General features: G+C 47.5%; 8 protein-coding genes and 1 riboswitch. All 8 genes read right to left on the bottom strand.

The window, feature by feature from the left end:
• Window positions 1-18 precede the first annotated feature (18 nt).
• The 8 genes from PP769_RS09020 to PP769_RS08985 all read right to left on the bottom strand — a co-directional run bounded on the left by PP769_RS09020 (window position 19) and on the right by PP769_RS08985 (window position 13,758).
• Entirely contained in the window at window positions 19-4,137 is a 4,119-nt protein-coding gene (locus PP769_RS09020; RefSeq protein WP_312646763.1) for a glycoside hydrolase family 99-like domain-containing protein, read from the bottom strand.
• Window positions 4,137-5,609 carry an ABC transporter ATP-binding protein gene (locus PP769_RS09015; RefSeq protein ID WP_312646762.1) on the bottom strand — a complete coding sequence of 491 codons (1,473 nt, stop codon included), beginning with the start codon at window positions 5,607-5,609 and terminating at the stop codon, window positions 4,137-4,139. Before PP769_RS09015 ends, PP769_RS09020 begins: the two co-directional genes overlap by 1 nt.
• Window positions 5,599-6,414 (bottom strand): ABC transporter permease, encoded by an 816-nt coding sequence (locus PP769_RS09010; RefSeq protein WP_312646761.1) that lies wholly within the window; start codon window positions 6,412-6,414, stop codon window positions 5,599-5,601. Before PP769_RS09010 ends, PP769_RS09015 begins: the two co-directional genes overlap by 11 nt.
• A 567-nt stretch (window positions 6,415-6,981) precedes the next feature.
• Window positions 6,982-7,776 carry a hypothetical protein gene (locus tag PP769_RS09005; protein WP_312646760.1) on the bottom strand — a complete coding sequence of 265 codons (795 nt, stop codon included), beginning with the start codon at window positions 7,774-7,776 and terminating at the stop codon, window positions 6,982-6,984.
• Window positions 7,777-8,107: 331 nt separating this feature from the next.
• A complete protein-coding gene (locus tag PP769_RS09000; RefSeq protein ID WP_312646759.1) occupies window positions 8,108-9,496 on the bottom strand; it encodes an outer membrane beta-barrel protein in 1,389 nt (462 codons plus the stop codon).
• 647 nt (window positions 9,497-10,143) lie between these two features.
• Window positions 10,144-10,551 (bottom strand): fibronectin type III domain-containing protein, encoded by a 408-nt coding sequence (locus PP769_RS08995; RefSeq protein WP_312646758.1) that lies wholly within the window; start codon window positions 10,549-10,551, stop codon window positions 10,144-10,146.
• Window positions 10,552-10,626: 75 nt separating this feature from the next.
• Window positions 10,627-10,716, bottom strand: a riboswitch (cyclic di-GMP riboswitch).
• A gap of 634 nt (window positions 10,717-11,350) precedes the next feature.
• Complete coding sequence (locus PP769_RS08990) at window positions 11,351-11,605, bottom strand: hypothetical protein (protein WP_312646757.1); 255 nt, start codon at window positions 11,603-11,605, stop codon at window positions 11,351-11,353.
• A 266-nt stretch (window positions 11,606-11,871) separates the two neighbouring features.
• On the bottom strand, window positions 11,872-13,758 hold the full coding sequence (locus PP769_RS08985) for an FG-GAP-like repeat-containing protein (RefSeq protein ID WP_312646756.1): 1,887 nt from the start codon (window positions 13,756-13,758) through the stop codon (window positions 11,872-11,874).
• Window positions 13,759-13,763 lie beyond the last annotated feature (5 nt).

Below are 13,763 nucleotides of genomic sequence, written 5' to 3'. Positions count from 1 at the left end.
AAAATTGAGAACGATCCGTTATCCCAGGCCGTTTTTGGTAGCCACCAGATATTGATGACCAAATTCCCGATCAGGCTCTAAGTGGTTCCCTTCGGCCCATTCATTCCACGCGTTAATAAAGACCACTCGTTCATCGCCAAAATGGAATCGCCGTGTTTGTTCAACGACCTGTCGCAACCAGTATTCGTATCGTTCGGGATTTGCCCCCACAAAGACATGAGAGACATCTTGCCGGCGAGCAGTATTGTCCCACGAAGGCATCACGCCTTTAAAGAGTTTGTAGGATGGCCAAGGTCTTCGTATAAAGTTTTCGGATGTCTGGGCATAATCAAACAACACGCCCTGATACTCAGGATTAGTCAAGGGTTGTGAGAGCTCAGCTTGCACCGGATACCGATGAGGGGGAAATTCAATCGCTGCATCAAATCCATAGAGACTTGGGTCATCTCCCATCGGCATCCGATCAAAGCTTTGAACATAGGCTAAGTAAATTTCTCCAATCCCCGCGTTCACACAATATTCCCGCCACAAATCCGCAGTCCGTTTCGGCTCCGGGAACTGGCCGAGGCGATACACAATCACCAGAGGCTTTCCATGGATTCTGACATACCGTGGATCCAGAAGCGCGGGAGCAATCTCCGCAATAAAGCCCGCATGATCCGCCTGGGTATGACTCTGTGCGATGAGAATATCCTCCTCACACCCGTCCCATCGTCTCGTCCAGTTCTCGTTGGCCCAACAGAGGCAGAACGGAAAGTCCGGGGAACCGGATTGCAGCACTTCGTCAAGGGGGCGATTCAGCAGCTTTTTTCCGGCAAACCAATAATAGTAATAGCAGAAGGCCGAAATACCATACTGGCGAGCCAATCGCGCCTGCTCTTCTCGTACCTCAGGCATACGCAAATCATAAAATCCCAAATCCGCCGGCAGATGGGGCTGATAATGACCTTGGAAATTCGGTCGTGCTTTCGTCACATTCGTCCATTCCGTAAAACCTTTGCCCCACCATCGATCATTTTCAGGAATAGGGTGATATTGTGGAAGAAAAAACGCGATCGCACGAACCTCATGAAGCTTTTTCAGCTCATTGCTCCATCGTTCCATGAAAATCCGACTATTTTTCGCAATGAGCGGCATCTTCGCGTGCCTGGAATCATTGGTGCTGACGCTGAGATGGTGAACGACCACGGAACGCGGTTGATAGAAGACCCGTTTACCCAACTTTCTCACACGGAAGGCTAAATCCGAATCTTCGCAATAACTGGGTGCATAGATGTCATCAAAGCCCCCCAAGGTCTTAAATAACTCAGCCTTGATGAGCAAGCAGGCCCCGGAGCAATAATCGACTTCCCGCACCACATTATATTCAGGCCTGTCCGGATCACCATTCAACCCCACCAGTTCCGCTGAGCCATCCGGTTTAATAATGGCCCCAGCCTCCTGGAGCACACCATTGGGATACAGCAATTTTGAACCCACAAGGCCAACTTCTGATTGTTCTTGAAAAGTGTTCACCAATTCATCAAGCCATCCCTCAAGCACTTGCGTGTCATTATTCAGTAACAATAGATATTGGCCGCGAGCCAATGTTGCACCCCTATTGCAAGAATGGAGAAATCCAATATTTGTCTCATTCCTGCAATAACGAATGTTCTGAACATCCGGGAGAATTTGGGGGGTCTCATCCTGAGACCCATCGTCAACGATGATCACCTCAAAGCTACATTGAGGCACATACCTCAAAATCGAAGCCAAACAGCAAACGGTGTATTCCAGGTGATTGTAGACAGGGATCACGATAGACACCAAAGGCTGCTCCACTTCGGTGAAGTGGAAGGACTGAATGAGCGTGGTCATCCCACCCGGTTCAAGCTGAATGAGAGAAACCGGCTGACGAAGAGGATTCTGAGGAGAGAAATGCGGATTTCCAGATTCATGAAGGACAGGCAATTGCATGTCTTTCCACCGCCGATAACTTTCCGTCTGTTGAAAGAAAGAGCCGAACCGTCCAAAGACAAACGACACCAATTGATGTTTTCGGTGAGGGGAAACGGGCAATAGGGATTTTGCACTCGTTAGGACTCGATCAAGCACGCCACCGGGGGATTGGCGACTTTGAGTCACAGGAAGATCTGAGCCCTTCAACCAATGCACCAAACTTGCGCAAACCTTTCCACGCCATGAACCCTCTGGACACAGCCGTTCCCTCAAAATCCTTACTTTGCTGATATTTCGCCATAGCAAGGATGAATGCATTCGACGTAATTCTTCCTCTTTCGTCAGCAGCCGGGCATACAGATTGCCAAAACGCTGATCCCATTCCCCAACAATCCGTTCGTGCTCAGCCACAGCCTTATTGAGACTGGCGATCTGCATTTCGCGTTCAGCCGCAGCCTGTTTGAGATTGGCAATCTGACCATCTCGCTCAACCAGGGCTTGATTCAAATTTTGACGAGGCAAAGGAGTCGTGCGCAGCCATTGAAGAAATTCATCATAGTTCAACGGCCGCCGGGCTACTTCGGTTTGCAACTCTATCTCCTGCTTGGCGTAACGTTCGATCGTATCATCGGTTATGGCAAAGCCCATTGCTTTGAATACAGCAAGAATAAGTTCTAAAGGCGTGTCAAGAGAATCATCGTCAGTTGTGCCAAAGCGCGTTACCGAATGAATGAGCAAATGCAGAGATCGAAAAATCATCCTGCCGACCGATAGGTCATCGTTCAATGTCCATTCTTGATCTATGACCTGCCATGTTCCGTCATGGCAAACGATGATGTTTTGCGGAAGAGCGTCAAAAAGTTCACCTGGTATCGGTATGTCCGGAGAATCGATTGGCAGAGAAATTTCGGCAGATACGTTCATCGAAAGCAGTATTTGCAGGTATCGCTTCAAAAATGTGGCAACTTCTTCTATACACCAGCCATCCCGAGTGACAATCTGGACGAGCTCTTCAGACAATGGTCTACCGTGCACATATTCCGCTTTTTCTGGAATGTTGAACGTCAATAGTCGCCCGTGAATATGCATGGTTGAACCCGACACAAGGGGATAGTACTGAACCTCGATTGCGCCATTGTCGACTGATAAAAACCGCGTTTCCTTGCAGAACTCTTTGGATCGTTCACTTGTGAAATGCCAGGCCAGGATTAACGGATCCAACACGTGCTGGAGAGATGTCCCCGCCACGATGAGAAATGAATTTGCCAAGTCCAACGCCACTCCATTCTGCATGAGAACCGGCCAAACCAGTTCAGGTGAGAATGCCAGAAGTGGCGGCAGCTGTGGATCGCGTTTCACGCTTTGCCAGGCCAGAGCACTGGCATCAAACCCCTCACATACAAACCCGCTTTCACTTACGATTGAAGCTGGCAACTTATAGTCAGGGAATGGCGCCATGAACTCCGAACTCGCAAAACCGGCCTGTCTGAGCATCTCCGTAAGGACTTTGCGACCATAAGTGTGTGGCTGGTCTTTTCGGTATCGTCCCTCTAGGCCATACATAGCTTGCCCAATGTGATCTTCAGGTGCGCCAGTAAAATATTTAAGACCCAGTTGGTTCTCAACCGCAACAACCAACTTCCCATTAGGTTTCAGCATGGCTCTCACTCGCCGTAACATCCCGAGTGCAGGATCTTCCCCCGGCGTGAACAGGTTTGCATATTCGAGCACACCGATGAGTGTGATGACATCAAACTGGTGATCCCATTTGAAGTCATCAAATGTGTCCGACACCACAATGACGTTTGGAAGATCACGTGTGCGTGATCGCGCGATACTTGCACGGCGATGCGTTCCTTCCAAAGCCAGGACATGGGCCCCACATTCCCCCAAATAACGAGTAATGGCGCCACATCCCGCTCCAATTTCCAGGACATCCGTAGATTCCAACATGCTTTGAAATGGACGCAAGATATTAGCTCGTGTGCTGCTGAGGTGATACAGAGACGGCCAGTCCGTACAATGCTGGCGTAACTCTGTAGACAGAACAGAAATGTCACTCGCATGCTCAATGATCTCGGCGAGGCGTTGCTCGATGATCTCGCCATCATCGTAATCAATGCCGGGGTATTCAGGTCTCGACCAGACGTTGGTTTTGGGATTGAGCCCATAGCCCGCTCTTGACAAGAGTGATTTCATCAAGCAATTTCCTGAGCCGTTAAGTGGAGACCCAAGTCCACAAGGCCAAAAAATTTAGTTTCTGGCCGAACTTGAAAATGAATAGCGTCATAACGCCTGTCGTGAGGCGTGTCTCCTTCGCCATGCTTGGTGGCAATACCTAAGGAAATAAAATAGTCTCCAGGCGCAAGACGACAACAAAAGACAGCCTTGGCGTAAGCTACTTGACCATGCTGACCCAAGGATTTGAATTCTTTGGCTGCAAGTGTTTCGGAATTAGCCCCATAGATGGTTACACCTTCTTTGGTTTTGATAGTAATCCCTAATATTGGTCGCACTAGGCTCCTTGAAAACCTAAATGAAACACCCAAATGGACCGTTTGTCCCGTCGAAATCGCATAAGGATACATGTCCCCATCTGCCGACAAATAAAAATCCAAAATTGAGGCCGAACCATCCCCCCAGCGATATTCGTGCGGATTGTAACCGGGACGCGTGGCAAACACATCTTCCGTATAACTTAACGAGCACCTAAGGTTTGCAGCCTCGTTTGCAGCGGTGGTTGCCGCGATGGGCTCGGCGTCTGGTGATTTTTTTTCTTTGCCAAACAACAAATCCATATAACGATTCACCACCACGCGAGGTTGGCCAGACTCCAGCACCATACCATTTTCAAGCAATAGTGCTTTGGTGCAATGCGTCACGATCTGTTCGCTAGAGTGGGTGACCAGCAATATGCTTGTCCCACTATCTTTGAGTTTCTTTAAACGATCAAAGCATTTAGCCTGGAATTTTGCATCACCAACTGCCAAGGCTTCATCCACAATGAGAATAGCCGGGGCAACTTGGGATTGAACAGCAAAAGCGAGCCGAACCATCATCCCGCTTGAGTACATTTTTACCGGTTGTTCGATGAAGTCGCCAATATCGGCAAATGCAATGATGTCATCGATACGCGCATCGATTTCTGCTCTGCTCAGTCCAAGCACTGCGGCATTCATATAAACGTTTTCGCGCCCCGTAAACTCCGCATTGAATCCCGAACCCAATTCCAGCAGGGCCGCGATCCGGCCATAGGTTAATATACTGCCACTTGTTGGGGTGAGCGTTCCGCAGATCATTTGGAGAAGCGTAGATTTTCCACTGCCGTTGCGACCGATAATGCCAACGGTTTCCCCCCTTTTTACCTCGAACGAGACTTCCTTGAGCGCCCAGAATCCACAGAAATATTGTTTGGCTGGCCTACCGATAAATCTTTGCAATCGTGGGTATATCCACTGTTTCAATCGATCCTGTGGTTGATCATAAATCTGGTAGCACTTGCAGAGATTTTGAACGCGGATGGCGACGTCATTGGCCTCTTGCACGGATTGCCCACTTACCCCCTGAGACTTGTATTCTTGCGATCCGCGATAGGTGGGTTGAGCTTCCTCTCCCCTACTCATTTCCCGCGAGAAGATTGAGGGTTTTTTAAAGAGACTCTTAGACAACATCAGCAAATCCTTTTCGCGTTATTTGGAACCATACAAAGCCCAACCAACCGACCACCCAAAAAACAACCGTATACAGGAGCCAGTCTACCCATTCCGGCATTTGCCCCAAAAATATGACCGATTTCGACGCATTCAGGACGGGTGTCAACGGATTGAGCTGAATGAATCCTCGATAGGTTTCAGGAATAGCCGATAGGGGGTAAAAAATAGGACTGAGAAACATCATCATCGTGGTCATCACGCCTACCAACGGCTGGACATCACGTAGAAACACCCCCATGGAAGCCAGAAACCAACCTAATCCTACAATCAAGAGGACAAACGGAAAAAGTACCACCGGCAACAGCAACACCGTTAGGGGTGGAAAACCATGGACTATGAGGTAGAATATAAACAAAATCAGAAGACTTACGGCAGCATTAAAAAGTGCCACTAATATCGATACCCAAGGCATTATCTCCAGAGGAAACACTACCTTTTTGATATACGACACATTTTCGAGCATAAGACCAGGAGCACGCGTGACACATTCTGAAAACAGATTAAATATAATCAACCCGGAAAATAATAACAGAGCAAAGGCGCCGTTTTCCTCCGTGGGCACCTCCCATCGAATCCGAAACACGACCGAAAAGACAAACGTATATACCCCTAGCATCAACATCGGGACGACAAAGGCCCAGATTACCCCAAGCATCGACCCTCGATAACGAGCATCGATCTCTCGCTTGGCAAGGCGGGCAATCAAGGTTCTGTGTTGCCAGGCACAGATCAATGGTGAAAAAGGACTGTATGTATTATTCATGCATAATTATCGATTTTAGCCACGATGATCTTTGTCTTGGCACCCGGAAAAGATTGACCAAGTGTAAATTCAAATGCAAATTATCCCTTAGGCAAGCCCATTATTTCCAACGCTACGCTACCAAAATCTTCCTGCATGAAATTCCGACCCAAACAGATCCTCTACTCGAACCATCCGCTTAGTTTCTCAATTCCAGTCAATAAACCAATGAAATCAAAGGGGCGGGCGACCAGGAAGTGGGGAAATTCTAAAAATAAATTTTGGGGTATGCGTCAGAAAGAAATGGCCTACTCAAGCTTTGGGAAGATTCCAATTGCATGACTGAGGGGGGGAAGGCCCAATACAGCAAAGAGAATTTATATCAAAATCAACACCATGCTATCAACCATCCAGCCGGATGGTCATATTAAGCCTTCAAAGGGATTTTCAGGATGTCGCTGACATACTTTTTGCAAAAACGAGATGCACCGCCAACCTTTGAACCCTAAATCCATCCTCGTCCGTGCTCAGACCAACACGCAACCGGCCTTAAAAACAAATTCCTATGTGGAGCTCAACTTTCCGGTGTTACGGTTGCATATTCCGAAGCATCTCCTCCTGCAGGTAGCTGGGCACCGGCTCAATCTCCATCGGTGGATAGGCTGTGGCTGGAATGATTGGCATGTCCGGGGAGTTGGCCGGCGGCGTCACCTGCATCCCACTAGCACTACTTGGCGGCACCATGGGCATCGTGGTTCCAGCAGGCACCGGCTGAATATCCATGGGAACACCTACCACCGGAGCTCTTAAACCAGAGCTTTCTCCTGAAGATGAGAAAGATGAGGATGCTGGAGAAAAGTTATCACCAGTCTCTCCCTCCTGAGATAAGAAGGAACGAGTATCCATCTCTTCTTGCCCAGGATCCATTTGCCGGTCTGAACTCAAACCCGATACACCCAACACATCAGATGAATCAACATCTGTGGGGTTTCTCGTCTCAGAAACTGCTTCTTTTGGTGGGGCTTTTGCGGTTACATAGAGATATTGCAAGCGTCCCGCCGCATTGACCGTAAACGCATAATCCCACTGTGCCAGAATTTTGGCCAAGGCCGGGAGTATTTTGTCTTGCTGTAGATCGACCGAAATGACTCTATTCAGTTCTTCACCAGGGGCCTCATATTTTATACCCAACTGTTTCTGTAATTGCTCCAACACCGATCGTAAGGTCACCTGTGAGAGATGACCTGTTAGCCGATCACCTTCAACTTGGATTGGGACTTCCGGGGACAATGCCATCCCCTGTCCCATGAGTGCCCCAAATATTAAGAAGACCATTAGCACCAACTCTCTCATCCATTTGGGCATTCCTTGTTTGGATCTCATTGTGAGTCTCCTTATCTAGCAGTGCACACGGAAAAACATGGACTCATCCTATCCACGAATATTTTCCATCTCGCCCCTTCGTCACGATGCTTGCCACAACAAAAAAGATCTCACCATCGGGAACATACGGAAAAAATTAAGGGATTTCTGGATCTATCAATTACAAATCTTTCCCGAGGTCTTCACCCCATGTTGTTTAAAGTGGATAGGAGGACTACCGCCACGGGGCGATCTCAAGAACTCACAAAAATGTTAGTCCGATAAATGGCGAAGGTCAAGAAGACAATCTCGAGAGAAATAAATGAATCAATCAAAAGTGCATTCCGTCTTACTAGATTATTCCTTGGATCGAAAGCATGATCGTATTACTGTTGAATTCAAAATTATTTATGTTTGAGCTTCTCTTCTCGAAAATATAATCTAAGCGAAAACCCAGCCATTTGACCGTACGGTATTCCGGTCCAATTCGGAATCGAAATTGATCATCAGTTCTATTCGTATTAAAGTTATCGTTGGCATAGTAAAAATTTCCTCTGAGGGCCAGACGTTCCGTAAACGACTGTCTCCCATAAACGTCAACGCCTATTCGTTTAAAGGTGGAGGTACCCTGAACCGCTGACTGATTAATATTCGAAAAGGGACGGATATTAAAACTCAACCGGGACGTGGGGTTCCAGGCCAAATTTCCTCGCATGTACCAGAAAGTCTGCTGCTCCGATCCTAGGCTTAAGCCCTTAGCAAGGAGGTTTTGACCACGAGTTGATTCTTCAGAGATAGGCGCGTGGTCAAAATTTAGTACCTGGTACCCTATATTGAATTCTCCCGAAAACTGGCGGGTAGGTGCCACGCTGAAGCCCGTAAACGCTCCGTAACCGAAACTATTTTGCTGCGTATTCGTATTATAATCATTGTTCACTATTCGAACGCCAAGAAGAGCCCGGGTTGAGGGGGTTACCCTTACAAACACACTCAGATTGGCACCAGCCCGGGTCCGGTCACGCGGGGCAGCCTGCCCATTGTTGGTGTAATTTAAATCATCGAAATTCGTGCGAAGACGGATACCAGCCTTTTGTCCCGTGAATTCAATCTGGCCTAAAAACTGATTCACATTCCATTTGGTAATATCCCTTTGTTGGGTATCCACTTCCGACCCTCTCGGATCAAACCCTTCTAAATGTCCTCCCTGTAAGTCTATGGCTAGACCACCCGGATAATTCAAACTGACGTGGCCAAGAGCATCTTGGGCCAAGGCATTATTTTCAGTAAATTTTGCGTAGAGAAATTGGGCAGCACGATAGTCAAGAAGGACAGAGTGCTTACCTCCGCCAAACGGCATGAACGCCTGAATTCCAGGCGCGACGGTCGTAAGAAAGTCACTTTTCGTATTTGTGTCTCTCTTAAACACATTGTCGGTATACACTTCCGATACGCCTAAAAACGGGCGGAGTAGGACCGGACCGGCTTTGATACCATCCCCTAAACCATTTCCCGTCATATATTCACGAAAAAGCCCCCCCCGATTCTGAATAGGCCGATGAGACCCGGTAAAATAAAATAGTCCCATATCAGAAAAAGATTGAGCCTGTCCCCCGACCGGGGAAAATATCTCACAGGCAACGAGAACAGTCAGAATAACAGCAAATGGCCGTTTCCGCTCACGCATTGTGGCAAATGGGGAAAGACGCACCGCTCTTATTTTTCGCCATACGGAATTAATCATTACATCTACCTTATTATCTTCAATTCGATGGAAGTGCGGGGGGGTGGAGTCAGAAGAATACTCTATAGTTTTGGGCATGACCAACTCTTAGATATGGTGCCCTCATCAGTCTGTTAAGTCAATTGCAAGATGAGTTCCCTGATGAGGGATGGACCCTACCATAGGAACCCGCACAAGAAACAGTCCTTCTGGCTTCAGTATAAGTGAAGTATAAGGTTTTTTTCGTAAACTGTTTTTCTAGATGGGGATGAATACCAAAATTACAAGATAAAGTCGATCAAGGTGGGGAAAACAAATAAAACTCTACCGGAAGACTTCAGTTTTAGTTAAAGGGATCATACAGGACTTCATGTAAATTTCTTGAGGTCAGTTACTAAAATCTCGACGGAGTGGGACTTGAGAAATGAGACTTCAGGTCATCGACCCTGTCCTCATATCCATTATTTAACGAACGCCGGAGAAGAATTCTTTATAAACAGGACATTTGCAGAACATCCTCGTTCTGCAAATGTCCTTAGAGGTAGGGAGACTTCATTATCACGGAGCCCGCTTCATAAATCCCGGGTGAAAACGGCTTACGACATTTCCGTTGATGCAACCCATCCAAATACAATCTATTTGTAACTATTTTTCCCAGAAAACGAATCTCAATAAACCTTTACATCCTTTGGAGGAGCAGGACGCGCATTAACGATAGGCAAGGTAACACTCACCTGATTTGAAAACGGGCTTTCAATTTTACGAGCCCGGTCGTAAGCTTTTACCGCAAAATAATAGGTTTGACCGGGAGTCAGGCTTGTCACCGTATAAATGGCCTGAGCTCCGACATCTTGAGTCTCCGAATAAGTGCCGCTTGAAGTCCCGTAGGCGACAATGAATCCACCATATTCTGCGGAAGGAGGATTCCAGGCTAGGGTGACTTCTCCCGCCAGTGCATTGGAGGAAAAAAGACAGAGAAAAAGAACAATGGTCCATAATGACCTAAATACGGATCGAAAGGAATGGGTATGGGTATGGGGGTAGGTAATTTGAGAGAAACCTTGATCGTGTGACATACGAGATCTCCTTTATGCATGTGAATCATGCCGAGCGAAGCCACTCCGCTCATGTCAAGGAGACTCTGTGGCTTGCCTGGCAACCTGGCAACCCTATCTCAAACTCCGAGACGTAGGCCCATAGCTTTGCGTCCCACCCTTTCAGATGGTTTGCTTTTTTTCAGGATACAACCGTTTTTAATTCTGGATGTTTCATCGGAATCTTTGCCAGATCCTTGAATCCTGGGAAAGAAAATTTCCTATTTCTCAAGAATTCATGAAGACTGCCAAACCTTAATTACAATAAAACAAGAATAGTCGTAGAAAAATGAACCCATGATTCATGAATTAATCTTACGATTAAACAGACGCAATGTGTTAACGAACATCTAATCTGAAGGTCCTACATCTGAAGCACAGGAAACCTGGGCAATCCCCCAAAGCCCCCTTGTCAGGAAAATCGGCCTCACATAAGTCGTTCCCTATGGAATCAGTAAAGTAACCCAAGCTCTCTGCTCAGGAGGCCAACACGGGCGTACGATTTCTAATATCAACAGGTCTGTTTATGTTTTCCCCGTGATTTAATCAATATAAAGTTTGCGTGCGAGGCAAACGCTCTTAAAGAGATTGCAGAGGATCACTGCTAACGCATCATTGTGATCAGAAGTGGCATCAAGTATTCAACCGGAGGAGGCGCGCTCTACCGCATCGATGAGTTTCAAACGCCCTATATTCTTCTTTTCAACTTTTTGATGAGGGAGTGCAGATAATGCTTTAAAACCTAGGGAATGGCTAAATTCATTGCAATAAAGGTAGTTTCTTACCATCCAACTAATTGCGAAAACACAAGATAGATCCAGGCGGCACCAAAGATATAGGTGATTTCTTTTTCACCAATCCGTTCATAGAACAGACGATATCCCAAAATCGGCACAATGGCTAAGATCAGGGCAGAAAAAAAATGCCCAACCACATCGCCTATGATGGCCCCAATCTCGGAATGCCCAGGTACCGCAAGGAAGATGCTACCCGCAAGCATTGCTGCCCACCACCATTTCACATTGGCCGTCAGCATATCCATGCCTACATATAAGGGAAAAGGTTTGTCATCACCAGATCATGCCTTCCAATTGGACTAATCTCAACAAATGGCTCGAAATAATTTGACCGCCTTAAAACCATGCACTCGGAAACAATAACTTTCCATTAGGAAAAGCCAGATTCCAGCATCGGGGTGACAACTAAGACAACGACCAGTGCTTTTAATTCCAAACCATCCCTTAAACTCCATTTCTGTATGTTGGGTAAAACAACAGGTTGGAAATTTCATTTAAACCTTGCCTAATGTTGAATTTTCCAATTGATCGAAGTACTACCCGGAAAGCCAATCGACATGACAGTAAGCCCATTCATCATCCACACCGCCACCGTACCCGTCTGCTTGTTACGCCAAATTATATCTGCGCGCCCATCCCCATTGACATCACTGGTGCTAGCAATCTCCCATCCCTGAGGCACCACGCCAAAAAACCCAGGAGAACTGAGAGTCACCCCATTCATCAACCAAATTGCAACCTCCCCGTTACTCGTTTTACGCCAAACCAAATCCCCCATCCCGTCATCATTTACATCACCCACCCCTGCAATTTGCCAATCCGTGGAGACCCCTCCGGTGAAACCAATTGACAGGACCGTGAGTCCTTGCATTAGCCACACTTCCACTACGCCGGTCAGGTTATTCCGCCATATAAGATCCGCTTTTCCATCGGCATTCATATCTCCCGTTCCCGCTATTTGCCACTCCAACGGTACGGCGCCCAAATGGCCGGAAGAAGCAATCGTGGAGCCGCTCATTAACCAAATCGTCACTTCCCCACTACTTGTGTTGCGCCAAACGAGGTCCGCCCTCCCGTCGCCGTTGACATCACCCACACTCGCGATTTGCCAATCCACAGAGACGCTACCTGGAAAACCCACCGACATGACAGTGAGACCATTCATCAGCCACACCGCAACCGTTCCTGTATCGCTGTGACGCCAGATAACATCTGCTTTCCCATCCTCATTGACATCTCCAGTACCGGCAACCTGCCACTTCGACGACACCACCCCCAATAAACCGGAGGAAGCAATCGTAGAACCGTTCATCAACCAAATCGCGACAGCCCACGTGCTCGTGTTGCGCCAAACGAGGTCTGCCTTCTCGTCACCATTAACATCATTCCGAGTTGGGAAACTCACGCCAGCCTCAAATATCCATCCTAAATCTTGCAACAGAGGTTGAGCTAACCCGAGATCATGAATCGCCCTTCCGGAAGCTATTCCTGGCTCCATAAGCTGATCAGGCTTAATCGTATTCGTGAAATGAGACACCGATGAACCTAATTGAGCCGGGTTTGGAGCATACATCTGAACATGAGTATCCGTCCGTCCGGCCGTCAGGGTTTCGGAGCCGCCTTGAAGATTGCCACCAACAAAATGAAGATTCGGGTTCGCCACATTCGCATATTGCCTTTGGTTATCGGTCATTTCAGGGTAATTGGCCGGACTGGCTCCATGAAGCTCCAACCAACGCATAAAAACATCATTGGTTCCTAAGAATTTCTCTCCGGTTTGCACATCAACAAGTGACAAAAAACCAAGGCCATGAATAATCTCATGAAGTACCACGGTAACAAAATCAAATTGACCAGATGGAGGATTGGCATCCAGCCCAAAATACCAATTCGTGAAATTTGCACTGAAGGTGGCACTTATATCACTGGTAGTAAGATCCAGATCCTGCTCTGCAAGCTTATTGGCAAGGGATTGGACATACCAGGTATTTGCCACAGGAGCATTGGGAAAATTCCGATGGACGGTATTAGGGCCAGCCGATCCCAGTATCCCTGTTCCCAAGGAATCAATTCGAGCATCGACTCGAATGCCCACCGTGCTCACCAGCACCTGCGCTAAAATATTTGCCGCATACTCAAATGCTTTTAACCGTGCCTCCCCAAGGGTGGTGGCCGTATTTCCACCCACTGGTGTAAAAGGCGCAGGATCGTTAAATCCCTCCCCGGGACTATCTTTATTCACAATAATAATGGTGGCAGCGAAGGTCTCGGTCAAGGGTCCAAAGCAGCCAAAGAATAAGACGACCAGAAATCCAGACACCCGGAGGCCGAAGGGTATCGGTAAATGAGAAGAAAAGGGGCTTCCCAGTCTGGCGACTTTAGAATAATTCATGGATG

This window comes from Candidatus Nitrospira allomarina, assembly GCF_032050975.1.
Lineage (GTDB): Bacteria > Nitrospirota > Nitrospiria > Nitrospirales > UBA8639 > Nitrospira_E > Nitrospira_E allomarina.
Note: the sequence above shows the minus strand (reverse complement) of the source record. Positions and strands in the feature narration are given on the sequence as shown.

Bases quoted from the DNA above. Each gene is read 5' to 3' on its own strand.
- PP769_RS09020 (WP_312646763.1), bottom strand. From the start codon at position 4,137: ATGAAATCACTCTTGTCAAGAGCGGGCTATGGGCTCAATCCCAAAACC.
- PP769_RS09015 (WP_312646762.1), bottom strand. From the start codon at position 5,609: ATGTTGTCTAAGAGTCTCTTTAAAAAACCCTCAATCTTCTCGCGGGAA.
- PP769_RS09010 (WP_312646761.1), bottom strand. From the start codon at position 6,414: ATGAATAATACATACAGTCCTTTTTCACCATTGATCTGTGCCTGGCAA.
- PP769_RS09005 (WP_312646760.1), bottom strand. From the start codon at position 7,776: ATGAGATCCAAACAAGGAATGCCCAAATGGATGAGAGAGTTGGTGCTA.
- PP769_RS09000 (WP_312646759.1), bottom strand. From the start codon at position 9,496: ATGATTAATTCCGTATGGCGAAAAATAAGAGCGGTGCGTCTTTCCCCA.
- PP769_RS08995 (WP_312646758.1), bottom strand. From the start codon at position 10,551: ATGTCACACGATCAAGGTTTCTCTCAAATTACCTACCCCCATACCCAT.
- PP769_RS08990 (WP_312646757.1), bottom strand. From the start codon at position 11,605: ATGCTGACGGCCAATGTGAAATGGTGGTGGGCAGCAATGCTTGCGGGT.
- PP769_RS08985 (WP_312646756.1), bottom strand. From the start codon at position 13,758: ATGAATTATTCTAAAGTCGCCAGACTGGGAAGCCCCTTTTCTTCTCAT.